Origin of the sequence: Cohnella hashimotonis, from assembly GCF_030014955.1 — a bacterium.
GTDB classification, from domain to species: domain Bacteria; phylum Bacillota; class Bacilli; order Paenibacillales; family Paenibacillaceae; genus Cohnella; species Cohnella hashimotonis.
The window spans coordinates 3,613,674-3,636,157 of sequence record NZ_JAGRPV010000001.1 but is presented as its reverse complement, the minus strand read 5'-3'; the positions used below and the strand labels follow the sequence as shown (position 1 = coordinate 3,636,157).

At 56.1% G+C, this 22,484-nt stretch carries 26 protein-coding genes; all 26 read left to right on the top strand.

Annotation, left to right across the window (positions count from 1 at the left end; genetic code table 11):
* Positions 1-224 precede the first annotated feature (224 nt).
* The 26 genes from flgB (at position 225) to KB449_RS14590 (ending at position 22,449) form a co-directional block, all read left to right on the top strand.
* A complete protein-coding gene (gene flgB / locus KB449_RS14715) occupies positions 225-629 on the top strand; it encodes a flagellar basal body rod protein FlgB (protein ID WP_282909098.1) in 405 nt (134 codons plus the stop codon).
* 46 nt (positions 630-675) lie between these two features.
* Positions 676-1,125, top strand: a complete 450-nt coding sequence (gene flgC / locus KB449_RS14710; protein WP_282909097.1) for a flagellar basal body rod protein FlgC — start codon at positions 676-678, stop codon at positions 1,123-1,125.
* A 60-nt stretch (positions 1,126-1,185) separates the two neighbouring features.
* A complete protein-coding gene (fliE, locus tag KB449_RS14705) occupies positions 1,186-1,500 on the top strand; it encodes a flagellar hook-basal body complex protein FliE (protein WP_282909096.1) in 315 nt (104 codons plus the stop codon).
* Positions 1,501-1,544: 44 nt separating this feature from the next.
* Entirely contained in the window at positions 1,545-3,128 is a 1,584-nt protein-coding gene (fliF, locus tag KB449_RS14700) for a flagellar basal-body MS-ring/collar protein FliF (protein ID WP_282909095.1), read from the top strand.
* 11 nt (positions 3,129-3,139) lie between these two features.
* The gene (fliG, locus tag KB449_RS14695; RefSeq protein WP_282909094.1) at positions 3,140-4,156 is read left to right on the top strand and encodes a flagellar motor switch protein FliG; all 1,017 of its coding nucleotides are present in this window, start codon (positions 3,140-3,142) and stop codon (positions 4,154-4,156) included.
* A complete protein-coding gene (locus KB449_RS14690; protein ID WP_282909093.1) occupies positions 4,149-4,982 on the top strand; it encodes a FliH/SctL family protein in 834 nt (277 codons plus the stop codon). Before fliG ends, KB449_RS14690 begins: the two co-directional genes overlap by 8 nt.
* Positions 4,972-6,288 (top strand): flagellar protein export ATPase FliI, encoded by a 1,317-nt coding sequence (gene fliI, locus KB449_RS14685; RefSeq protein ID WP_282909092.1) that lies wholly within the window; start codon positions 4,972-4,974, stop codon positions 6,286-6,288. Before KB449_RS14690 ends, fliI begins: the two co-directional genes overlap by 11 nt.
* A gap of 6 nt (positions 6,289-6,294) precedes the next feature.
* Positions 6,295-6,741 carry a flagellar export protein FliJ gene (gene fliJ / locus KB449_RS14680; protein ID WP_282909091.1) on the top strand — a complete coding sequence of 149 codons (447 nt, stop codon included), beginning with the start codon at positions 6,295-6,297 and terminating at the stop codon, positions 6,739-6,741.
* A gap of 34 nt (positions 6,742-6,775) precedes the next feature.
* Positions 6,776-7,684 carry a MotE family protein gene (locus KB449_RS14675; protein WP_282909090.1) on the top strand — a complete coding sequence of 303 codons (909 nt, stop codon included), beginning with the start codon at positions 6,776-6,778 and terminating at the stop codon, positions 7,682-7,684.
* Between the two features lie 55 nt (positions 7,685-7,739).
* Entirely contained in the window at positions 7,740-9,146 is a 1,407-nt protein-coding gene (locus tag KB449_RS14670; RefSeq protein WP_282909089.1) for a flagellar hook-length control protein FliK, read from the top strand.
* A 28-nt stretch (positions 9,147-9,174) separates the two neighbouring features.
* Positions 9,175-9,627 (top strand): flagellar hook assembly protein FlgD, encoded by a 453-nt coding sequence (gene flgD, locus KB449_RS14665; protein ID WP_282909088.1) that lies wholly within the window; start codon positions 9,175-9,177, stop codon positions 9,625-9,627.
* On the top strand, positions 9,620-10,021 hold the full coding sequence (locus KB449_RS14660; protein WP_282909087.1) for a TIGR02530 family flagellar biosynthesis protein: 402 nt from the start codon (positions 9,620-9,622) through the stop codon (positions 10,019-10,021). Before flgD ends, KB449_RS14660 begins: the two co-directional genes overlap by 8 nt.
* 100 nt (positions 10,022-10,121) lie before the next feature.
* Positions 10,122-10,946: a flagellar basal body rod protein FlgG gene (gene flgG / locus KB449_RS14655; RefSeq protein WP_282909086.1), complete on the top strand. Its 825-nt coding sequence runs from the start codon at positions 10,122-10,124 to the stop codon at positions 10,944-10,946.
* Positions 10,947-11,025: 79 nt separating this feature from the next.
* Positions 11,026-11,259 carry a flagellar FlbD family protein gene (locus KB449_RS14650; protein ID WP_282909085.1) on the top strand — a complete coding sequence of 78 codons (234 nt, stop codon included), beginning with the start codon at positions 11,026-11,028 and terminating at the stop codon, positions 11,257-11,259.
* Positions 11,256-11,738 carry a flagellar basal body-associated FliL family protein gene (locus KB449_RS14645; protein WP_282909084.1) on the top strand — a complete coding sequence of 161 codons (483 nt, stop codon included), beginning with the start codon at positions 11,256-11,258 and terminating at the stop codon, positions 11,736-11,738. Before KB449_RS14650 ends, KB449_RS14645 begins: the two co-directional genes overlap by 4 nt.
* 35 nt (positions 11,739-11,773) lie before the next feature.
* The gene (gene fliM, locus KB449_RS14640; protein WP_282909083.1) at positions 11,774-12,775 is read left to right on the top strand and encodes a flagellar motor switch protein FliM; all 1,002 of its coding nucleotides are present in this window, start codon (positions 11,774-11,776) and stop codon (positions 12,773-12,775) included.
* Complete coding sequence (gene fliY / locus KB449_RS14635) at positions 12,765-14,045, top strand: flagellar motor switch phosphatase FliY (RefSeq protein WP_282909082.1); 1,281 nt, start codon at positions 12,765-12,767, stop codon at positions 14,043-14,045. Before fliM ends, fliY begins: the two co-directional genes overlap by 11 nt.
* A gap of 25 nt (positions 14,046-14,070) precedes the next feature.
* A complete protein-coding gene (locus KB449_RS14630; RefSeq protein WP_090117377.1) occupies positions 14,071-14,433 on the top strand; it encodes a response regulator in 363 nt (120 codons plus the stop codon).
* Positions 14,434-14,448: 15 nt separating this feature from the next.
* A complete protein-coding gene (locus KB449_RS14625; protein ID WP_282909081.1) occupies positions 14,449-14,952 on the top strand; it encodes a flagellar biosynthetic protein FliO in 504 nt (167 codons plus the stop codon).
* A 41-nt stretch (positions 14,953-14,993) separates the two neighbouring features.
* Positions 14,994-15,695, top strand: coding sequence for a flagellar type III secretion system pore protein FliP (gene fliP, locus KB449_RS14620; RefSeq protein WP_434082556.1), 702 nt, complete (start codon positions 14,994-14,996; stop codon positions 15,693-15,695).
* A 27-nt stretch (positions 15,696-15,722) separates the two neighbouring features.
* Positions 15,723-15,992, top strand: coding sequence for a flagellar biosynthesis protein FliQ (fliQ, locus tag KB449_RS14615; RefSeq protein WP_282909079.1), 270 nt, complete (start codon positions 15,723-15,725; stop codon positions 15,990-15,992).
* 1 nt (position 15,993) lies between these two features.
* The gene (gene fliR / locus KB449_RS14610; protein ID WP_282909078.1) at positions 15,994-16,782 is read left to right on the top strand and encodes a flagellar biosynthetic protein FliR; all 789 of its coding nucleotides are present in this window, start codon (positions 15,994-15,996) and stop codon (positions 16,780-16,782) included.
* 15 nt (positions 16,783-16,797) lie between these two features.
* Positions 16,798-17,916, top strand: coding sequence for a flagellar biosynthesis protein FlhB (gene flhB, locus KB449_RS14605; protein WP_282909077.1), 1,119 nt, complete (start codon positions 16,798-16,800; stop codon positions 17,914-17,916).
* A gap of 48 nt (positions 17,917-17,964) precedes the next feature.
* Positions 17,965-19,998: a flagellar biosynthesis protein FlhA gene (flhA, locus tag KB449_RS14600; RefSeq protein ID WP_282909076.1), complete on the top strand. Its 2,034-nt coding sequence runs from the start codon at positions 17,965-17,967 to the stop codon at positions 19,996-19,998.
* Positions 19,995-21,590, top strand: coding sequence for a flagellar biosynthesis protein FlhF (locus tag KB449_RS14595; RefSeq protein ID WP_282909075.1), 1,596 nt, complete (start codon positions 19,995-19,997; stop codon positions 21,588-21,590). The genes flhA and KB449_RS14595 overlap by 4 nt, the downstream gene beginning before the upstream one ends.
* Positions 21,583-22,449: a MinD/ParA family protein gene (locus tag KB449_RS14590; RefSeq protein WP_282909074.1), complete on the top strand. Its 867-nt coding sequence runs from the start codon at positions 21,583-21,585 to the stop codon at positions 22,447-22,449. Before KB449_RS14595 ends, KB449_RS14590 begins: the two co-directional genes overlap by 8 nt.
* The last annotated feature ends 35 nt before the right edge of the window (positions 22,450-22,484 follow it).

Genomic DNA, 22,484 nt, shown 5'->3' with positions numbered 1-22,484 from the left:
ATGATAAATTAAAGCCCCAATCTTCGATATGAAGATTAGGGCTTTTTTCTTATTGTCTTATTAGGTCCACTCGTAGATGATAATTTTAGAAATTTTTAATCTCCTATATATCGACGTTTTTCCACTTCATGTGAAGACTTTGTCGAAAAAAAAGAGGATTTTGGATTTGCAGGACGAAGTTATTATTAGAGAAGTGATAGATTTTTAATAAAGGGGGTAGAGACATGGATTTGCTGAGCGGCGTCAGCTACCAGCGGCTCGAAGGCGCATTGCACGCGGCTTCGTTAAGGCAGAGCGTTCTGCAAAACAATGTGGCCAATGTCGATACGCCTGATTTTAAAAGATCGGACGTTCAATTCGAGCAGTTGCTCAGTCAGGCGATGAACGGCGGCCATTCGACATTAATCGGGAAACGGACGGACGCGAGGCATATCGCGATCGGCGCTTCGGGCTCGATTCCGGATGCGCAAGTGTTGACGGACAAGACAACGGTGTTTAACAACAGCGGCAACAACGTGGATATCGACAGCGAGATGACAAAGCTTGCCGAAAACCAATTGCGCTATAACTTATATATTCAACAACTGAATCACGACGTGAAGATGATGCGTACAGGCATGGGTAAATAATGAATAAGATTGAATTTTAACAAACACCCATCGAGGAGGGGCATTAATGATCCTGGGAAGCTTCGATATCAGCGCTTCCGCCTTGACTGCGCAAAGATTGCGCATGGACGTCATCTCGTCGAACATCGCCAATGCGGAAACGACGCGCGCATCTTATGTCGACGGCAAGTTCGTTCCTTACAGACGCAAAATGGTGGAGGTCGCGCCCGTCGACACGACGTTCAAAAATATGTTGAACGACAAAATCGACGCAACCGGCGCCCAAGGCGTGAAGGTCACCGCGATAACGGACGATCAGACGCCGTTCAAGCAAGTCTACAACCCTACGCATCCGGACGCGGACGCCAACGGCATGGTAAACATGCCGAATGTCGACGTGCTTAAGGAAATGGTCGATATGATATCGGCTACCCGCTCCTACGAAGCAAGCGTCACGGCCCTCAACGCAAGCAAATCGATGTTCTCCAAAACGTTGGAGATCGGCAGATCCTCTTAAGATATGTAATTGATCGCAGTTCCCATGAACGTCATTACCCACGCGAGGATGGATTGAAACATGATTATCAATAATCTTTTGGGCGCCTCCGGCATATCCGCCGCGTCGATGTCCCAGCTTCACAACGCGCAGGCTGGAACGACGCCTTCCGAGGCGACTGCGAGCTTTGCGGACTTCCTCAAAAAAGCCGTAGACAGCGTCGCGGCCCAAGAGCAAAATTCTCATGCTGTGACGGACCAATTTCTAGTGGGGAATGCGGATGTGAGCGACGTCATGATCGCTTCTACAAAAGCCGAACTCAGTCTCGAGATGACCGCCCAGGTTCGCAATAAAGTGGTCGAGGCCTACCAAGAAGTCATGCGGATGCAGATGTAACTTGGGTTAGACGAGCATCCAAAGTCCGCAGATGAGGTGAAATTGTGAACGAAAGATGGGCCCGCTTCAGAGACAGACTGATCGGCTTTTGGAATCAATACAGCAAAAAGCAAAAGTGGATTTTAGCTTCATCAGCAGCGTTTATTCTCATCTTTATCATTTTTATTTCGTACTTGCTTACGCGTACCGAATACGAGCTGGCTTTCCAGGATCTCGACAGCGGCGACGCGGCAGCCATCATGGAATATTTGAACGGCAGCGGCGTTCCCTACAAGCTCGGCAACGGCGGCACGAGCATTTCCGTCCCAAGCGCGTCCGCGGACAAGGTCAGAGTCGATGTCGGTTCTCAGGGTCTCGTGCAAAACGGAAGCATCGGCTTCGAAGAACTGAGCCAATCTTCCTCGACGATCGGTACGACCGATCAGGAGTTCAAGGTCAAGTATCGCAACGCGCTCAACGGCGAAGTGCAGCAGCTTCTCCAGGGCATGCAGGGCGTCAAGAAGGCGAAGGTGCTGATCAACCTTCCAGAAGAGTCCGTATTCCTGAACGATTCGGACAAGGAACTGGCCACGGCCTCCGTGCAGATCACCTTTAAGCCCGGATACCGGCCGAAGCAGGAAGAGATCGACAGCTACTACAAACTGGTGAAAACGTCGGTCCCTAACCTCGAATATGACGGCATCACCATTACGAGCACGACGGGGGATCTTGCGCCGTCCGCCAAGCTCGGCGGCACGGGAGCGGTAGGCGGCAGCGGGCTCGACGAGCAGTTCGCCATCCAGAAGCAATACGAGAGCAGCGTGAAGGCGAACATTCAGCAAATTCTGGCCAAGACGGTCGGGATGGATAACTACGTCGTGAGCGTCGTATCGACGCTAAACTTCGATCAACGCTCTACGCAGCTTAATCTGGTCAAGCCGCTCGATAACAACGACAACAAGGGCATCATCATCAGCGAGCAGACGCAAAGCGAGTCGACGACGGGCGGCACGGGCACGGCAGGCGGCGTCGCGGGCACCGGTTCGACGGACGTTCCAAACTATCCGTCCGGCGGAACGAGCGGCACGGCCAGCTCGGAAAGTACCAGCGGTACGACGAACTACGAACCGAGCCGGGAAACGACAAACATCGCATACGCGCCATACCAGGTTAAAGACCTTGCAATCAGCGTCGCGGTCGATTCGACCGTCATGACGCCCGAAAAGCAGACACAGCTTGAGCAGATGCTTCGCAACAATGTGCGGATTCTGCTCGCCGATTCCGGACAGTCGCTGACGGACGCTGACCTTGCGAATCGCGTGTCGCTCGTATCTCAGGCGTTTTCGGACGAATCCGCCGGAAGCAATGGCGTATCGGCTTCGTCGCTCTGGCTGGCGGGCATCGGCGTTGCGGCGCTTGCAGTGCTCGGCGGTGCCGGGTATCTCGTATATCGCAGACGTAGAAACGCAAGGGAAGCCGAGCAGGCGGCCTTGCAGGAACAGCTCGACGCCCCTCGCGCAGAACTGCCGACGATCGACATCGAGAGCGTCACGAACGAGAGTCAGGTGCGCAAGCAGCTAGAAGGGCTCGCCAAGCGCAAGCCGGACGAGTTCGTCAATCTATTGCGTACATGGCTGGTGGATGAATAGAGGTGGCATACATGGCTAAAGGAACGCAAATGCAGCTCAGCGGCCGCCAAAAAGCGGCGATCCTGCTTATCACGCTGGGGCCGGAAGTTTCCGCTCAAGTGTTCAAGCATCTGAGAGAGGAAGAGATCGAGCAGCTCACGCTGGAGATTGCCAACGTGCGCAAGGTCGATCATAACGAAAAAGAGTCCATCCTGAGCGAGTTTCACCAGATCTGCGTCGCGCAAGAATATTTGACGCAAGGCGGCATCACGTACGCCAAGGAAATCCTCGAGAAGGCGCTCGGCTCGCAAAAGGCAAACGACATCTTGAACCGGTTGACGGCTACGCTGCAGGTAAGGCCGTTCGACTTTGCCCGCAAGGCCGAGCCGACGCAAATTCTGAACTTTATACAAAACGAAAATTCGCAAACGATCGCCCTCGTGCTTTCGTATCTGCAGCCTGAGCAATCCTCGGCGGTGCTGTCCTCGCTGCCGACGGAGAAGCAAGCGGACGTTGCCAGAAGAATCGCGCTCATGGATAGCACATCGCCCGACGTGATCGCGCAGGTGGAGCGGGTTCTCGAGCAAAAACTGTCTTCCACCGTTACCCAGGATTATACGAACGCCGGCGGCATCGAGTCGATCGTACAGATTTTGAACGGGGTAGACCGCGGCACGGAACGAACGATTCTCGATTCCCTGGAGATTCAGGATCCGGAGCTTGCCGAAGAAATCAAAAAACGCATGTTCGTTTTCGAGGATATCGTCAATCTGGACAATCGTTCGATCCAGCGCATCATCCGCGACGTGGAGAGTGCGGACCTGCAGCTCGCACTCAAGGTGGCGAGCGAGGAAGTGCGGGACGCGATCTTCCGCAACATGTCCAAGCGGATGGCCGAGACGTTCAGGGAGGAAATGGAGTACATGGGACCTGTCCGGCTGCGCGACGTCGAAGAGGCGCAGACGCGCATCGTAGCGACGATTCGCAGACTGGAGGAGTCCGGCGAGATCATCATCGCTCGCGGCGGAGGAGACGATATTATTGTCTAATCTGATCAAATCCTCGCAGGTCATTTCGGTAGACGAGCTTAAGCGGCTGGAGCAGATTCGCTTTATTGCGCAGCAGTCCAAGACGTACGGCGGGGAACCGGCGGCCGAAGACGAGCCCGACGAAGAGACGCTGGAGCTAAAGGACCGGATCCTGGAGGATGCCGAAGAGACGGCGCGGCAGATTCTTCAAAACGCGGCCGAGCAGGCGAGTCAGCTCCAGGCGGATGCAGAGACGCAGACGGCGGCATGGTGGGAAGCCCGCAGGGCGGAAGATGCCGAATATGTCGAAGAGGCCAAGCGCGCCGGCTACGAGGAAGGCTTTGCAAGCGGCAGCGAGCAGGCGGAGCATCAGACGATGGCCCGGCTGGAGCAGATGCTGCAGGAGGCTCAGCGTGTCGTAACGCAAGCCTACGAGGCCAAGGCGAGGATTATATCCGAAGCGGAACGTTTCGTCGTCGAGCTCAGCTGCGAGATCGCCGGCAAAATCGTGCGAGGCACGCTGAATAGCGCGCCTGAAACGGCGCTGGATCTCATGAAGCAAGCGCTGGCACGGCGCAAGGAGCAGGGGACGATTACGCTGTGCGTCGCGCCGGAGCAATTCGAATTCGTCGAGGCCGCCAAGGACGAACTCGCGCTCTCCGTCGATTCGCAGGCGGAGCTTCAGATCGTCCCGGATCCGACGGTGCGAGGCGGCGGCTGCGTGATCCGCTCCGCCTATGGCAGCATCGATGCGCGCGTCGATACGCAGCTGGAGTCGATACGCGAAGAGTTGCTGCAGATCGCGGCACATTCCTCGGACGAAGGAGCGACAGCGGATGGCGCTTGATCTCGGCAAATACTCCGAGGCATTGAAGCATATCGATCCGGTACGCGTTAACGGGAAAGTGGCGCAGATCATCGGCCTTACCGTCGAATCCGAAGGGCCGGATGCCGCGATCGGCGAAGTGTGTCTCATCTATCCGGTACGCGGAGGCTCTCCGATCGAGGCGGAGGTCGTCGGTTTTCGCGACAATCGCGTTCTATTGATGCCCCTGGGCGAGCTGCAGGCGATCGGCCCGGGATGCGACGTTGTCGCCACCGGCAGGCCGTTGACCGTCCAGGTCGGCTCCGAGCTGCTCGGACAAGTGCTCGACGGGCTGGGCCGACCGCTCGACGGTGCCAGACTGCCCGGCCGGATGCCCAGGTATTCGACCCAGAGCGTGCCCAGTAACCCGCTAAAGCGTCCGCGAGTGACCGATCCGCTGGGTACGGGCGTGCGCTGCATCGACGGCCTGCTGACCGTGGGACAAGGACAACGGATGGGGATATTCGCCGGTTCGGGCGTGGGCAAGAGTACGCTGCTCGGCATGATTGCGCGCAATACGTCGGCGGACGTCAACGTCATTGCCTTGATCGGGGAGCGCGGACGGGAAGTACTCGAGTTCATCGAGCGCGATCTCGGTCCGGAAGGTCTCGAGCGGTCAGTCGTCATCGTCGCGACCTCCGATCAGCCTGCCTTGATCCGTATCAAAGGCGCATTGATCGCAACGTCGATCGCGGAGTATTTCAGGGACCGCGGCATGAATGTCATGCTGATGATGGATTCTGTCACGCGATACGCGATGGCGCTGCGCGAGGTGGGACTCGCCATCGGAGAGCCGCCGGCCACGCGCGGGTATACGCCATCGGTTTTCGCGGCGCTGCCCAAGCTGCTCGAGCGAGCGGGCACGGGCGTCGCGGGATCGATCACCGCGTTTTATACGGTGCTTGTAGACGGCGACGATATGAACGAGCCGATCGCGGACGCCGTGCGCGGCATCCTGGACGGTCACATCGTATTGAGCAGGCATTTGGCCCACAAAGGACATTTTCCGGCCATCGATGTGCTGGCGAGCATCAGCCGCGTCATGAAAGATATCGTAGCAAGCGAGCAGCAGGAAGCGGCCGAGCAGTTGAAGCGCCTGCTATCCGTTTACCGAGACTCTGAGGATCTGATCAATATCGGCGCTTATCAGCGAGGCACGAATCCCCAGATCGATAAAGCGATCCAATTTATCGACGTTATCAACGATTACTGCAGGCAGCGCACGACCGAGAAGCTGACGCTGCAGCAGGCGCAGGAACGGTTGGTCATTGACTTCTACAAGAGATGAGGCTGAATGGTCTTGCGATTCCGATATCCATTGCAAAAAATCGTAGATCTTAAGGGAAGCGAGAAGTCGATGGCGGAATGGGAATATGCCGCATCGCTAGGACGCCTTAGAAGCGAAGAAGAACAGCTCGACCAGCTTCGTCAGGAGCGCGGCGCATACGAAAAGGAGCTGTCCGAGCGTTCGTCCCGACCGACGGCGCTTGCCGAGCTTCACCTGCTGCAGGATTACATCTCTTTTTTGGACGACAGGATCAGGCAACAAAGACAAGGCGTGCGCGCGGCCGAAGAGCATGTCCAACAGCGTCAGGTTTTCCTCACCGACAAAATGGTGGACGAGAAGGTATGGCAGAACGCACGCTCCAAATCGCTGCAAAAGTACCGTCAGGAAGCGCTCATCCGCGAGCAGAACGAACTGGACGAAATCGCGCTGCGGAGAGCGTCTGCCCGAAGGTAACTTAAGGTCAGCTCGGTGAATGGAGGGGAAGGCCGTGGCGGATGCCAGCGCGGAAAAAAACGGCTATTCCGGCTTTGAACGTTTTCTGTTTTTTATAACGCCTATTCTATTTACGGCGATTCTGCTGATTGTTCTTCTGATTATTTTTAATCCGTCTTTGCGAGAGAAGGCGCAGAAGATCGGCAACCAGATACCGGTTATCAATTCGCTCGTACCGGACGTCAAGCACGCGGAGGATCCCGCACAGCAATCGCAGGTCGAGTCGGTGAATGAGGCAAGGCAAAAGCTGGCCGAGCTTCAGGCGCTCCTGTCGCAGCGCGACGCTGCGCTGAAGGCGTCGGACGCTAAAAGCGTAACGCAGCAAAAGACGATCGCGGAGCTGCAGGAAAAGATCGCCGCACTGGACAAGCAGTCGAGCGATCACCAGATCAACCAAGACGCCTATCAGGCTAAAATTCGTTCGCTGGCCGATATGTACGGAAAAATGACTCCTGGCAAGGCTGCTCCGATCATGGAGAGCTTGACGGTGGAAGAGGCCGCGCTCGTTATGGGGGCGATGAACGATGCCTCCAGAGGCCGCATTCTCGAAAAGATGACGCCCTCCGTGGCAGCTGACATCACGATGAGGCTCAAGGATTCCGACGGCGTGACCAACCAGCAGATCGCAGCTCTGCAGGCAAGAGTCAAGGAACTTGAGAGCCGGTCGAAGACGGCTTCGAGTTCGCTCGACAGCACGGCGCTTGCAAGCACCTTTTCATCGATGGACGCAGCCAGCGCGGCGGAGCTCCTGCTGCAAATGTCGGCGTCGGAGCAGACGAAGACGCTGCGCATCCTGAGCGCGATGACGAACAACGCCAGATCGAGCGTACTCGCTGCCATGTCGCAGAAGGATGCGGAAAAGACAGCGTCGCTGGTAAGCAAGCTCGTACCTGCGAATTCTTGATGCTTGCATCCTTTATTGCGTGAATGACAATCACTCTTGAAGGGAGGTGAAAAAGATGAACATTCAATCGACAAACGCAGCTTCCGGAACGAGCGCGGGAGGAGCCGGCGCGTCTAAAGCGACTGCGGCTGGCGGAATTTTTCAAGGCGTACTGGTGCAAAAAATTGATGCGGCAGGTCCGGCCGAAGGCAAAAACGCAGCCATGGCTAACCCAATGCCGGGATTGCTCGGCATGCTGAGCGCGGCGCTGGCGATCGCGCCAAACGATTCTCAGCCTGCCGAACCAAGCCAAGCTGCGGATGAGTTGTCGCAGCTGCTGGACGGCCTGGAGGAGCAGTTGGCTCAGCTTCAGCAGGGCAATGAGCTGCCGGATTCGCAAATGGATCAGCTGGCTGAGCTGCTTGCAAGCTTACAGACGCTGCTGCAGCCCAAGATGTTGCAGATCCCCTCAGTGACCGAATCTACGACCGCAACCGACGCACAGGGCCAACTTCAACCTGATGCTGCATCAGCCATTCAGTCGCAGCCGGCCTTCTCGTTGACCGCTTTACAGGATGCCGTACAAGCGCTGCGCACGCTGCTGCAAGCCGGCAAGCTGACGAGCGGCGAGATTGCCGAGACCGGAGCGAGCATTAAAAATGTGTTGCTGGCGGGGCAGGACATTCCTGCGGCAAACACAGGCAATCGCAGCAAGACGGCACAGCACGTCTCGTTTACAGATCGCATTGCCAAAGCGAGATCGGATGACGGGGATGTTGCCGTTAACGTGGAAGTGAAGAAGACGTATGCGGTTTTCAAGGAACCGGTCGTTTACTGGAATCTGAATGCCAACGCAGCGACGGAGGATTCGGCGCCGTCCGCGGCTTCCGTGCCGGCAGATTCGTTGCCGGGCGTTGAAGAGCAGCCTGCGAACCTGAATTGGCAGTCGTTGATCGGCGATCCTGCTTCGAAGCCGGACCTGTCGGCAAGCGTCAAGCAACAAATTCCGGTTACCGTACCGGGTCAACAATTCGCGGAGCAAATGGACAAGTTCCTGGTGAAGCAGTTCACGCTGTCCGGCGGCAACGGCATTTCCGAAGCGAATATCAATCTGCATCCCGAGCATCTGGGCGAAGTGCAGATCAGGCTTACGATTCAGCACGGCGTACTGAACGCGCAATTTGTCGCTCACAACGAAGCGGCTAGGGAATTGCTCGACAATCAAATGGCGCAGCTGCGAGGGACGCTTCAGAGTCAAGGGATTCAGGTGGACCGCGTAGAGGTCGTTCAGCATCAGCCGCAAGCGTCGGAAAGCTCTGCCTTCTTGTTCCAGGAGCAGCGCAGACAGCAATCGGGGAACGGCGAGTCCAAGCGATCGAACGGCGCCGGCGTGGAAACGTTGGAGGAATTTGAAGAAGAACTCGAGCGTTCCGCTTCCTTGAGAGACGCCGGATACGGCAGCGCGCTGAACGTGATCGCCTAAAATTCGCAAGAGGAGGTGACTTGGGTACATGACGGTCGTGTCAAAAACGGTATGGTCGAATTACTCGACCTACAACAAGACGGAGCCGACGGGAGCCGGTGCGGAGCTGGGCAAAGACCAGTTCATGAAAATCCTGCTCACGCAGCTTCAAAACCAGGATCCGATGCAGCCGATGCAGGACAAGGACTTTATCGCGCAGATGGCTACGTTCTCCTCGCTCGAGCAGACGATGAACATGTCGACGGAGCTTCACGGTCTGAGTCAATCGGCCGCGCTCGCGTCGAGCCTGATCGGCAAGCAGGTCGAATGGCTCGGTACGACGGCAAGCGGCTCGACCGTGACGAAGTCGGGCGTGGTCGACTCGATCAAAATGAAAAACGGTAATCAATTTGCCGTAATCGGCAAAGACGAAGTGGCGATCGGAGACTTGACATCCGTAACAATCGCCGCGCAGGAGGGCGAGGCGGAGACCGGTGAGTGATCCGCTGATCAACCTGAATGTAGGATTTGCAGCACGCAATGCAGCGCCGATCGTACCGACGGCCAGACCGGTTATTCGAGGGTCGAAGGATGACAAGCTGCAGGACGGCAACGCGTTCAAAACGATGCTGTCGGCACAGTCGCTCAAGTTCAGCCAGCATGCCGAACAGCGGCTCGCGCAGCGGGGCATCAAGCTTGGGCCCGAGCAGCTGAGCGCTATCGCAACCGCCGTCGATCAAGCATCGGCCAAAGGCGCCAAGGATTCGCTTGTTCTGTATCAGAACATGGCGATGATCGTTAACGTACCAAGCCGCACCGTCATTACGGCCATGGACGACAAATCGATGCAGCAGCATGTCTTTACGAATATCGATAGCGCCGTCGTGGTCAAATAACGACCGAGCAGAAACGGCCGGACCTCACGAGGAGGCCTAAACCGTGGAATGACAGAAGCGGTTTGTCTGCGAAGGAAAAATTAATGGAGAGTGAACTCATATGTTGCGTTCAATGTATTCGGGCGTATCGGGCATGCGGGGATTCCAAACGAAGCTTGACGTCATCGGCAACAATATCGCCAATGTCAATACGGTCGGCTTCAAAGCGGGACGCGTCATGTTCAAGGACATCTTAAGCCAATCGATGTCCGGCGTGACTTCGCCCGTCGAGGGGACGACAGGCGGCGTCAATGCCAAGCAGATCGGTCTTGGCGTAGCCGTCGCGGCGATCGACAACATTCATACGGCGGGCAGCGCGATGACGACCAACGTTTCTACGGACCTTAGAATCGACGGCGACGGATTTTTCGCAGTCAAACCGAGCGGCGATTCGGATGCGACCTACCTGACGCGCGCCGGCAACTTTACGCTTGATGCCAACCGTCAGCTGGTCAACGCAGAAGGGATGTTCGTCGTCTCCGCGGACGGCGCAGCTCCGATCACGCTCGACGAAGGCGTAACCGCGTTTTCGATCTCGCAAAACGGCAGCATCGTATCGATCGACCAGGACGGCGTGCAGACGGATACCGGCATTCAGATCGGCGTCGCGAAGGTCGTCAATCCGAGCGGCCTGGAGAAAATCGGGGGCAACCTGTACCGGATGACGCCGAACGCGAACGCCGAAGGCGAACTGAATCTGGGCACCGCCCAGGACGCGGAACGCGGTACGGGCTCGATCGTGGCCGGACAGCTGGAAATGTCCAACGTGGACCTGACGAACGAATTCACGGAAATGATCGTCGCTCAGCGCGGCTTCCAGGCCAACTCGCGCATCATTACGACCTCCGATTCGATTCTTGAAGAAGTCGTCAACCTGAAGCGTTAATTTTATCTCATCGTCATACCAAGAATGAATTGCATTAAAGCGGGAGGGGGAATCCCTCCCCGATTGCGGAGGGATTCCCATGATCGCCGTCACGCGGCTTAACGGCACGCAATTTTTTATCAACGCGCTGCTGATCGAATCGGTGGAACAAACGCCGGATACGCTCGTCACGTTGACGACCGGCAAGAAATACATCGTCGTCGAAAATAGTTCGGATGTGATCCGCTCCATACGCCATTATTTGAGAAGCATCGGCATTATGGCTGCGCTCACGAGTTCGTCCGATACGCAAACGGAGGGAGCTTCATCATGAAAAAAATGTTGCCTTGGCTTGTATCATTGCTTCTGGCGATCACGTTAATCGTAATTGCCGGGCTCTATTCCTGGTCCACCTTCTTCGGCAAGAAAGATGCCGGCGATACGGAAGCGGCGGTGCAGGAGAGCGTAAAGCATGTAGAGGCCGAAGCGCTCTCCGCAGCAGAACGGGGCAAGGTCACATCCGATTTGAACGATATAAAAACGAATTTGTCCGACACGAACTATATTGTCATTTTCGGGTTCACCTTTCAGCTTGACAGCGCCAAGGCCAAAACCGAATTCGACGAAGTAAAAGAAAGCCTGATCAAGCCGATTATCAACCGCGCGCTCTGGAGCACGACGCCGGAGGAAATGCAAGGCACGAAAGGCAAAGACGAGCTCGTGTCCGAATTGCTCAACGAGATCAATCCTGTTCTGACTGAAGGAAAGGTCGTCAAAATCGGCATTACGAACTTCTTGATGCAAGAATTGTGACAGCGGCCGAACGCAGCGGAAAGGGGTGAAATCAATTGGTTGACGTTCTGTCACAAAACGAGATCGACGCCTTGCTGGCCGCGCTGTCATCCGGGGAGATGGACGCGGAGGAGCTTCGCAAGGAAGAGACACAGAAGAAAATACGATCCTACGACTTTAAACGGGCGACGCGGTTTTCCAAGGACCATATTCGAAGCCTGACGAGAATCCACGAAAACTTCGCGCGGTTTTTAACAACGTATTTCTCGGCTCAGCTGCGAACGTTCGTGCAGATTAACGTTGTACAGGTCGAGCAGCTGCCCTACGATGAATTCATCCGTTCCATTCCGAAAATGACGATCCTGAACATTTTCGTGGCGGAGCCGCTCGAAGGCCGGATGGTTCTGGAGGTGCATCCGAACGTCGCTTTCGCCATGCTGGACAGACTGCTAGGTGGTGCCGGAACCGCGCCTTCCAAGATCGGCAGCTTGACGGAGATCGAGAATATCATTATGGAAAAGATATTCAGCCGCGCGCTCGAGACGCTCCAGGAAGCGTGGCGGACCGTGATCGATATCGAGCCCCGTCTTGAAGCGCTCGAGACGAATCCGCAGTTCATGCAGATCGTATCGCCCAACGAAACGATCGCCCTGATCTCGCTCAGCACTAAAATCGGCGATACGACGGGCATGATCAATTTGTGCATACCGCATGTCGTCATCGAGCCGATCATGTCCAAGCTGTCCGTGCATCACTGGTTCGTGTCTCAGAAGAAAACAAGGGCGCCGGAAGAGATCAAGCTCCTGGAAGAACGAGTGACGAAGGCCCAGCTGCCGATCTCCGCAGTGCTCGGAACCTCACGAATCTCGATTCACGAGTTTCTCAATCTAGGCGTTGGAGACGTGATTACGCTCGGCAAGAGCGTTGACAGCGGGCTGGACATCCGGGTCGGGGATAAGCTGAAATACATCGGTAGTCCGGGAACGGTTCGGGATAAAATCGCGGTCCAAATTCTCGAGGTTATCGACGAAGGGGTGGAAGAGGTTTATGACGAGTAAAGATTACTTGTCCCAGGAGGAAATAGACGCCTTGCTGCGGCAGTCCGCCGGGGGTCAGGACAGCAGCTCGCCTTCCGCCGACGCTGAGATGCACATCGACGATTATCTCTCGGCGCTGGAGCAGGACGCGCTTGGCGAGATCGGCAATATCACGTTCGGAAGCGCGGCGACGGCGCTATCGACGCTGCTTAGCAGAAAAGTGGATATCACGACGCCAAAGGTATCCATGATTTCGAGGGATCGATTCGTCAGCGAGTTTCCGAGGCCGCATGTCGCCGTTCACGTCGACTATGTGGACGGATTCGAAGGCATCAATTCCCTCGTGATCAAGACGCACGACGCGCAGGTGATCGCGGACCTGATGCTTGGCGGCGAAGGAAACGTCCAGACGGAAGAGCTCAACGAGATTCATATCAGCGCCGTTCAGGAAGCGATGAATCAAATGATGGGCTCGTCGGCGACCTCGATGTCGACGATATTCAACCGGTTCGTCAACATCTCGCCGCCGGCGGTCGACGTTATGGACGTACAGAAAAATACCGGCATCGAGAAAATTCCGCCTGACGCCGAATTCGTAAAAATCTCGTTCCGCTTAAAAATCGGAGATTTGATCGATTCGACGATTATGCAGCTGCTGACGGTGCCGTTCGCCAAAGAGCTGGTGCATTCTCTCATCGGCGGAATGGACGATACGCCGGCCCCTGCGCCGCAGCCCCAAGCTGCGCCTGTGGCCAGCGCTCCGCCCGCTCAGGCGCCGCAATACGCGCCTCCGGCGCAGCAGCCGCAACAGCAGCAGCCGGCTTTCGATTATCCGCCGCAGCAGCCGATGTACGGGCAGCCGCAATACGCGCAGCCGCAGTATGAACAGCCGCAATACCAGATGCCGCCTCAACAGTATGCAATGCCGCCTCAGCAGCCTCAGACGCTGGGCGGGCCGGCCGGCCGCAACGTAAATGTGCAGCCGGTGCAGTTTGCCGGATTCCCGACGGGAGGCGGCGCGCACGCGGACGACAGCAATTTGAATCTTTTGCTTGACATACCGCTGCGAGTCACAGTAGAGTTGGGCCGGACGCATAAACAAATCAAGGATATTCTGGAACTGTCGCAAGGTTCGATTATCGAACTGGACAAGCTTGCCGGCGAGCCGGTGGATATCCTCGTGAACAACAAGCTGATCGCCAAAGGCGAGGTCGTCGTCATCGACGAAAACTTTGGCGTTCGGGTGACGGACATCGTCAGTCAGTGGGATCGCGTTCAAAAAATCCAATAATCAGCACCCCCGGGAGGAAATCGTAATGGCAAATCGTATCTTAGTCGTGGACGACGCAGCATTCATGCGCATGATGATTCGAGACATCTTGACTAAAAACGGATATGAGGTCGTAGGCGAAGCGCAGGACGGCTCGCAAGCGATCGAGAAGTTCAAGGAACTGTCTCCGGACCTTATCACGATGGACATCACGATGCCCGAGATGGACGGGATCGCCGCGCTGAAAGAAATTCGCAAGATGGATTCGAACGCGAAGGTCATCATGTGCTCCGCCATGGGCCAGCAAGCAATGGTTATCGATGCGATCCAAGCCGGCGCCAAGGACTTTATCGTCAAGCCTTTCCAAGCCGACCGCGTTATCGAAGCGATCAAAAAAACGCTGGGTTAATCGGTTGCCGACAGCATGACTTCATCTTGGGAAATGTTGTGGGTGCTGCTCGTGCTCCTGTTGATGGTCGGCGGCATTATTCTGCTGCTGCGATTCATCGGCAGGCGCAACCGGGGGTGGTGGGCCAACCGCTCCCTCCGGTCGCTGGGCGGACTTACGCTGGGCGCAAACAAGTCGATGCAGATCGTGGAATGGAACAATCGCATCTACGTGCTAGGCGTCGGGGAAAACGTGCAGCTGCTCGAGTCCATCACCGATCCCGACGTCGTGGCGGCGCTAATCGCCCAATATGATACTGTCGAAGCTTCGCGTCCTGCAGTGCCTCCTTGGCTTAAGCAACTGCTGAACAAAGGGGGCGCAGCCTCGTCAGGCTCCGAAGCCGCCGCAAAAAGCGGCGCGGAATCGGGAAGTTTCGAGCAAACGTTGGAAAAACGCCTGCGCGAGCTATCCGAGCGCAAACAGCAGGTAGACCGGCTGCTATCGGACAGCAAGCCAGCGGATCGGACGGAAGAACCATGAAACGCAAAACGACATTCAGTTTTCTGTTGACGGCGGGCCTCATGTTCGCGGTATCTTCTACCGCTTACGCCGAACCGATCATCAGCATCACGGCCGGCGACGGCAGCCAGCCGGTGGGCGCTTCCTCTTTGTCCTTGCTGTTGATGCTGACCGTTCTCAGCCTGGCTCCGTCGATACTGGTGCTGATGACAAGCTTCACGCGGATCGTAATCGTACTCGGGTTCGTACGCACTTCGCTCGGAACGCAGACGACGCCGCCTAACCAGGTATTGATCGGGCTTGCTTTGTTTTTGACCTTTTTTATTATGGCTCCGACGATCTCGCAAGTGAACGAACAGGCAGTCCAGCCTTACATTAAAGGCGAGATCACGCAGACGGTCGCGCTGGAGAAGGCATCGGTACCGATGAAAGCCTTCATGTACAAGCACACGCGGGAAAAGGATCTTTTGCTCTTCTTGAACTATACGAAGACGGCGAAGCCGGCATCCTATCAGGATATTCCGATCACGGTGCTCGTCCCGGCCTATGCGATCAGCGAGCTGAAGACCGCTTTCCAGATGGGCTTTATGATCTTTATTCCCTTTCTCGTAATCGACATGGTCGTTTCCAGTACATTGATGGCCATGGGGATGATGATGCTTCCCCCCGTCATGATTTCGCTGCCGTTCAAGATTTTGTTGTTCGTGCTTGTCGACGGGTGGTATTTGATCGTCAAATCGCTCCTGACGAGTTTCCAGACTTGACGGAGGCAAGAAGGGAAGAGATCGCAGTTGAGCGCTGAATTCGTAATCGGCCTGGCAGGCCAAGCACTGTTTACCGTCCTTAAAGTAAGCGCGCCTATGCTGGTCATCGGCCTCGTAGTCGGATTGCTCGTCAGCATCTTTCAAGCGACTACGCAGATCCAGGAGCAGACGCTTGCCTTTATACCGAAGATTGTAGCCGTGTTTTTGGCGATTCTCATTTTCGGTCCTTGGATTTTGAATACGATGGTCGATTTTACGAGCCACCTGTTAGGCAATCTGGCCAACTATATCGGATGATATGACGACCGAAGCCATCATGCAGGTTGTGCCTGCCTACATGCTCGTGTTGTGTCGGATTTCGGCTTTTATTGTCGTCGCGCCCGTGTTTTCTTCACGGAATATTCCAGGTCCCTTCAAAGCGGGCATCAGCGTATTTATCGCACTGTTGGTTTTCTTGACCGTTGGATTCGACCAGGCGGTTCCGACCGACGCGACTTACATTTTCTCGATATTCAAAGAAATATTGGCGGGACTTGTGATCGGTTATACGGCTTCGTTGTTTTTTACATTAATTCAAACGGCCGGCACGCTGATCGATATTCAGATGGGTCTCGGCATCGCCAATATACTGGATCCCGTATCGGGCGTCTCTGCGCCGCTGTTCGGCAATTTGAAGTATATGATGATGATCCTGGTTTTTCTATCGATTAACGGACATCACTATCTGCTCGGCGCCATCATGAACAGCTATAAATGGCTGCCGCTGAACAACGATTTGTTTGGCAGTGTGGGCGAAGGCCGAATAACGGAGTTTCTGGTGCGTACGTTTGCGGATACGTTCTTGCTCGCGCTGCAGATCTCGACGCCGATCGTCGTGGCGATGTTTCTTACCGACTTCGGACTTGGACTGCTGGCCCGCACGGCTCCGCAATACAATGTTTTTGTTATCGGCATTCCGCTCAAAATTTTGATAGGCCTGGCATTGTTGATTTTGTTGCTGCCGGGATTCACTACGATATTCCAAATCGTGTTCGATCGCATGTTCGATGCGCTGGAGAAGCTGTTCGTCATCATGAAGACCACATAATCCGGCGGCGGGAACATGAGCCGTGAAGGAGAGAACGCGTTGACCGCCAATCGTTTGCGGATGGATCTTCAGCGCTTTGCCGGCGAAAAGACGGAGAGAGGAACGCCGAAAAAGCGTTCGGACGCCCGCGAGAAAGGCCAGGTCGCCAAAAGCCCGGAGATCGCAAGCGCATTTATATTAGTGGCGACGATCAGCGTCATGATGGCGCTCGGCCCTTTTTTTCATGAAAAGATATTCGCGTTGTTCGGGGACATTTTCAGAAGACAACTGTCGATGGAAGTCACCGACGCCAACGTAATGGGGTTATTCGCGAGCTATACGGTGCAAATGCTGCTTATTCTCGCCCCGATCCTGATCGTTACCTTGCTGGTTGCGCTCGCCGCAAACTACGTTCAGATCGGATGGTTGTTTACGGCAAAGCCGCTGCAGCCCAAATTCAGCAAGCTTAATCCGCTTGCCGGCTTAAAAAATATTTTCGGTCTCCGGTCCGTCATGGAATTTCTGAAAAGCTCGCTGAAGTTGATTATCGTGGGCGTCATCGTCTATTTGATCATCTGGGGCGAAAGAGAAAAAATCATGTCTCTGGCTTACGTGCCGATCGAGCAAACGCTATCCTACGTAGCCGGGCTTATGGTTAGAGTCGGTCTTCTCGTTGGCGTCGCCTTGGCAATCCTGGCTTTCGGAGACTACTTCTATCAGAAGTACGAATACGAGAAAAGCTTGAAGATGAGCAAGCAGGACATTAAGGACGAGCATAAAAACTCGGAAGGCGACCCGTTCATTAAAGGCAAAATCAAAGAGAAGCAGCGCCGCATGGCTATGATGCGGATGATGCAGGAAGTTCCGAAAGCCGATGTCATCATCACGAACCCGACTCACTTCGCGGTGGCGCTCCAGTACGATGCTTCGCGCATGGATGCGCCGAGAATCATTGCCAAAGGCCAGGATTATATGGCCCTTCGGATCAGGCAGATCGCCAAAGACAACGGCGTTATAACGATGGAAAACAAGCCGCTTGCACGCGCGCTCTTCCAGCAGGCAGAGATCGGGGACACCGTTCCCGCAGACCTGTTCCAAGCTGTAGCGGAGGTGCTGGCTTACGTATACAGGCTCAAGGGACGCCGCAATGTTTAATGTATGCCTGCCGTTGCGCGGGATAAGAGAAGCCGGGAGGGAAGACTTTTGAAAATTCGGGACATCAGCATTTTGGTCGGCATCATCGGCATCGTCCTGATGATGGTCGTCCCGATCCCTACGCATTTGCTCGACCTGCTGCTGATCGTCAACATTTCGGCGGCGCTCATGATTTTGCTTATCGCCATGAATACGACGGATGCCTTGCATTTCTCCATCTTTCCGACTTTGCTCCTGATTACGACTTTGTTCAGGCTGGCGCTGAACGTGTCGACCACGCGTCTCATCTTGTCGGAGCACGATGCGGGCAAAGTCGTGGCCACGTTCGGCAGCTTCGTCGCGGGCGGAGAGCTTGCGATCGGTTTTATCGTGTTTTTGATCCTGGTCATCGTTCAATTTATCGTTATTACCAAAGGCTCGGAACGCGTTGCCGAAGTCGCTGCGCGCTTCACTCTCGATGCGATGCCCGGCAAGCAAATGAGTATCGATGCCGATCTGAACGCCGGACTGATCAACGAGACGCAAGCCAGGGAACGTCGCGAAAAGATCGAAAAGGAAGCGGACTTCTACGGCGCGATGGACGGTGCGAGCAAGTTCGTCAAAGGGGACGCGATCGCGAGTATCATTATCGTAACGATCAACCTGATCGGCGGCTTCATCATCGGGATGGCCGTGCACGGCATGCCGATCGGAGAAGCGCTCAGCACGTACTCGATCCTGAGCATCGGCGACGGTCTCGTCAGCCAGATTCCCGCGCTGCTCATCAGTACCGCGACGGGCATCATCGTTACCCGGGCCGCGTCCGAAGGCAATATGGCTGCGGACCTGACCAAACAGTTGTTCAGATATCCAAAGCTGCTGTATATCGTGGCCGGTACGATCGTATTGCTCGGTATCGCGACTCCGATCGGACCGATCGCGACCCTTCCCTATGCTTTGATTCTTGGCATTGCCGCCTACCGCATGCAATTGAACAATGCCAAGAGGCAGCAAGCCGAGGAGCAGCTCGTCGAGGAAAAGGAGATCGAGGAGGTCCGCAGTCCGGAGAGCGTCATCAGCCTGCTGCAGGTCGACCCGATCGAATTCGAGTTCGGCTACGGTCTCATCCCGCTGGCCGACACGTCTCAGGGGGGAGATCTGCTCGACCGGATTATCCTGATTCGCAGACAATGCGCCTTGGAGCTTGGGTTGATCGTGCCGGTCATTCGGATACGGGACAACATCCAGCTGAAGCCCAACGAGTATGTCATCAAGATGAAAGGCAATACGGTCGCCCGCGGCGAGCTGCTGCTGCACCACTACCTTGCGATGAGTCCTGGCTTCGAGGACGATTCGATCACGGGGATCGAGACCAAGGAACCTGCGTTCGGACTGCCGGCGCTTTGGATCGACGAAGCGACGAAGGAACGCGCGGAGCTGTCCGGTTATACCGTCGTCGATCCGCCTTCGGTCGTCGCCACGCACCTGACCGAAGTCATCAAACGGTACGCGCACGAACTGCTCGGGCGTCAGGAGACCAAATCGCTCGTCGACAGCGTGCGCGAGAGTTATGCGACGCTCGTGGAAGAACTGGTGCCGAACATTCTCACGGTCGGAGACATCCAAAAAGTGCTCGCCAAGCTGCTCAAGGAGAAAATCTCGATTCGGGATCTCGTTACGATCTTCGAGACGCTGGCCGATTACGGCAAGTATACGAAAGATCCGGACGTGCTGACCGAATACGTCAGACAAGCGCTCTCCAGGCAGATCACGCAGCAATACGCCAATCCAAGCGAGCCGCTTCGCGTAATCACGATCAGTCCCGGCGTCGAAAAACGAATTGCCGAATCCGTTCAACAATCGGACCAGGGCAGCTACTTGGCGATGGAGCCTTCGTCGACGCAGGCGATCTACAACCGGCTCAGCGAGCAGATCAATAAGACGCTCCAAGCCGGCCAACAGCCGATTATTTTGACATCACCGAACATCCGGATGTACATGCGTCAACTGATCGAGCGCAGTCTGCAAGACATACCCGTGCTCTCCTACAGCGAGCTTGAGCCTAATATTGAAGTACAAAGCGTCGGGGTGGTGAATGCATGAAGGTCAAACGATACTTAGTGGACGATTTGCCGCAGGCCGTTCAACAAATCAGAAGCGAACTCGGGTCCGATGCCGTCATCCTGAACACCAAAGAAATCCGCACAGGCGGGTTTCTTGGCATGTTCCGCAAAAAAAGAATGGAAGTCATCGCTGCGGTGGACGAGTCCGCCAAGCCGCAGGCGCGTCCTTCGGCGAAGCCAATCGTGCGCCCTCAGGCGGAAGCGGCCAAAAAGATGCCGAATGCGGCGTTACCGGTGACGGATCCGGCCGTAGATTCGGACCCGGCGCGGGGCGCCGGCGAACAGGCGCCTCAGCCGCTTCCAGCCAGCGCGATTCGGCAGCGCTATGGCGGGGGCGCTTCCGCCGGCCCTGCGCCAACATCGGAGAAGCAGCAGGCGTCCGCAGCTGCGGAGGCTGCTGCGTCTCTGCTTCGCGAAGTTAGCGAAGACCATGGACGGCCGAATGTGCCTGCGGTATCGAAGAATGAGCGCACAGCCTCCCAGACGAGCTTCGACGAAGCGATGAGCCGCGCGCTCGCATCGGCGCGCGCCCTAGGTGCGTCGGATCGTAACGCGCCGGAAGCGCCGCAGCCTGCTGCGGCACAAGCGTTGCGCGTCGTTGAACCGACCCCTGCGAGTGCGCAAGCCGCCGCCGTCCCGCTGCCGCAAACGGCGGCGGCCGGCGAGACGGCCGAGCTGCTGGCCGAGCTGAGAGCCATGAAGGATCTGCTGCGGCAGCAAGCCGGTCGCGAGCCGGCCCCGCAGCGCATGCCGGAGCAGGTTCTGCGCTTAAGCCGCTTGCTCGCGCAGCAAGGCGTCGTGCCCGTTTATGTAGAAGAATTCGCCGCCGCTGTTTCTGCGAAGCTGAAGGAGCGCGAAGCGAACAACGAAGGCGACGTTACGGAAATAGATCTCGACCGGTTGGCTTTAAACGAAGCGCATGCGCTGCTTCTGTCGTGGCTTGCGCCAGCTCAGGACGCAGGCATCGCGACGGACACGCATATCGTGCATTTCGTCGGGCCGACCGGCGTGGGCAAGACGACGACGATCGCCAAGCTCGGCGCGGATCAAGTGCTGTCGAGGAGGCGTACCGTCGGATTTATTACGGCGGATACGTACCGGATCGCTGCCGTCGATCAGTTGCGGACGTATGCGGACATCCTGAACGTGCCCCTCGAGGTCGTCTTTTCTCCTTCCGAACTGGCCAGGGCATACAAAAGACTCGAAGACCGGGACCTGCTGCTGATGGATACGGCGGGGAGGAATTACCGCAACGAGCTTTACGTATCCGAAGTCAACAGCCTGCTCTCGCCGGGCCAAGAGGCGGAGAAAATTCTCGTTCTCAGCCTGACTCACAAATACCAGGATATGAGAAAGGTGTCCGCCCAATTCGTCAAGTACGGCGTTTCCCGGCTGCTGCTTACCAAGATGGACGAAACCGATTCTTACGGCGCGATCCTGAATCTCGTGCGCGAGTTCGGATTCAGCATCCCTTACGTGACTTTCGGCCAAACGGTGCCGGACGACATCCGGCCTTTCGATCCGGCCTGGCTTGCGTCCAAACTGTTGGAAGGAGAGCCGGCCCATGCGTGACCAAGCGGAAGCACTGAGGCACATGGTATCGGCGCGCGATCTCGACTATGCCAAGCAAACGCGGATTCTGACGGTCACTAGCGGCAAGGGAGGCGTCGGAAAGTCCAACTTCAGCTTGAATTTCGCCCTGGCGCTGCAAAAAAGGGGCCACAGTGTCCTCCTGTTCGATGCCGACATCGGTATGGGGAACATCGACGTGCTGCTCGGCACGCCCGCTGCCTATAATCTCTTTCATTTGCTCAAACGGGACAAGTCGATCTGGGAGATTATTCAGGAAGGACCCGGCGGCCTTCGGTTCATCGCCGGCGGGTCCGGCTTTAAGGACCTGATCCGTCTGAGCGACGAGGAACTGGAGTACTTCGCTTCCGAGATCGCCAAGCTTTACGGCGAAGTCGATTACGTTCTGTTCGACACAGGCGCCGGATTGTCCAAGGAAACGCTCCGCTTCATTCAGGCGGCCGATGAGACCATCGTCGTGACGACGCCCGAGCCGACCTCCATCACCGATGCCTATGCGCTTATGAAGATGGTTAAGACAATGGGGCAAGAGGCGGAATTCAGGCTGGTAGTCAACCGGGTAGGCGACAACCGGGAGGGACTTCAGACCTCCGATAACATTCGTCAGGTCGCCAGAACCTACTTGTCGCTGGAAATTCCGCTGCTAGGCTTCGTCCCGGACGATTCGCATGTGTCGAAAGCCGTCAAAAAACAGACGGCATTGTCATATTTATACCCCGAATGTCCTGCATCCAGAGGAATTGACGACATTGCTGCCGAATATTTAAACGAAAGCCGAAAACCATCCGTCCAAACGAACATCAAAGGGTTTCTCCAGCGCGTTCGCAAGCTGTGGAGCTGACTGACCGGACGACAAGATCGAGAGGGGACGAGAAA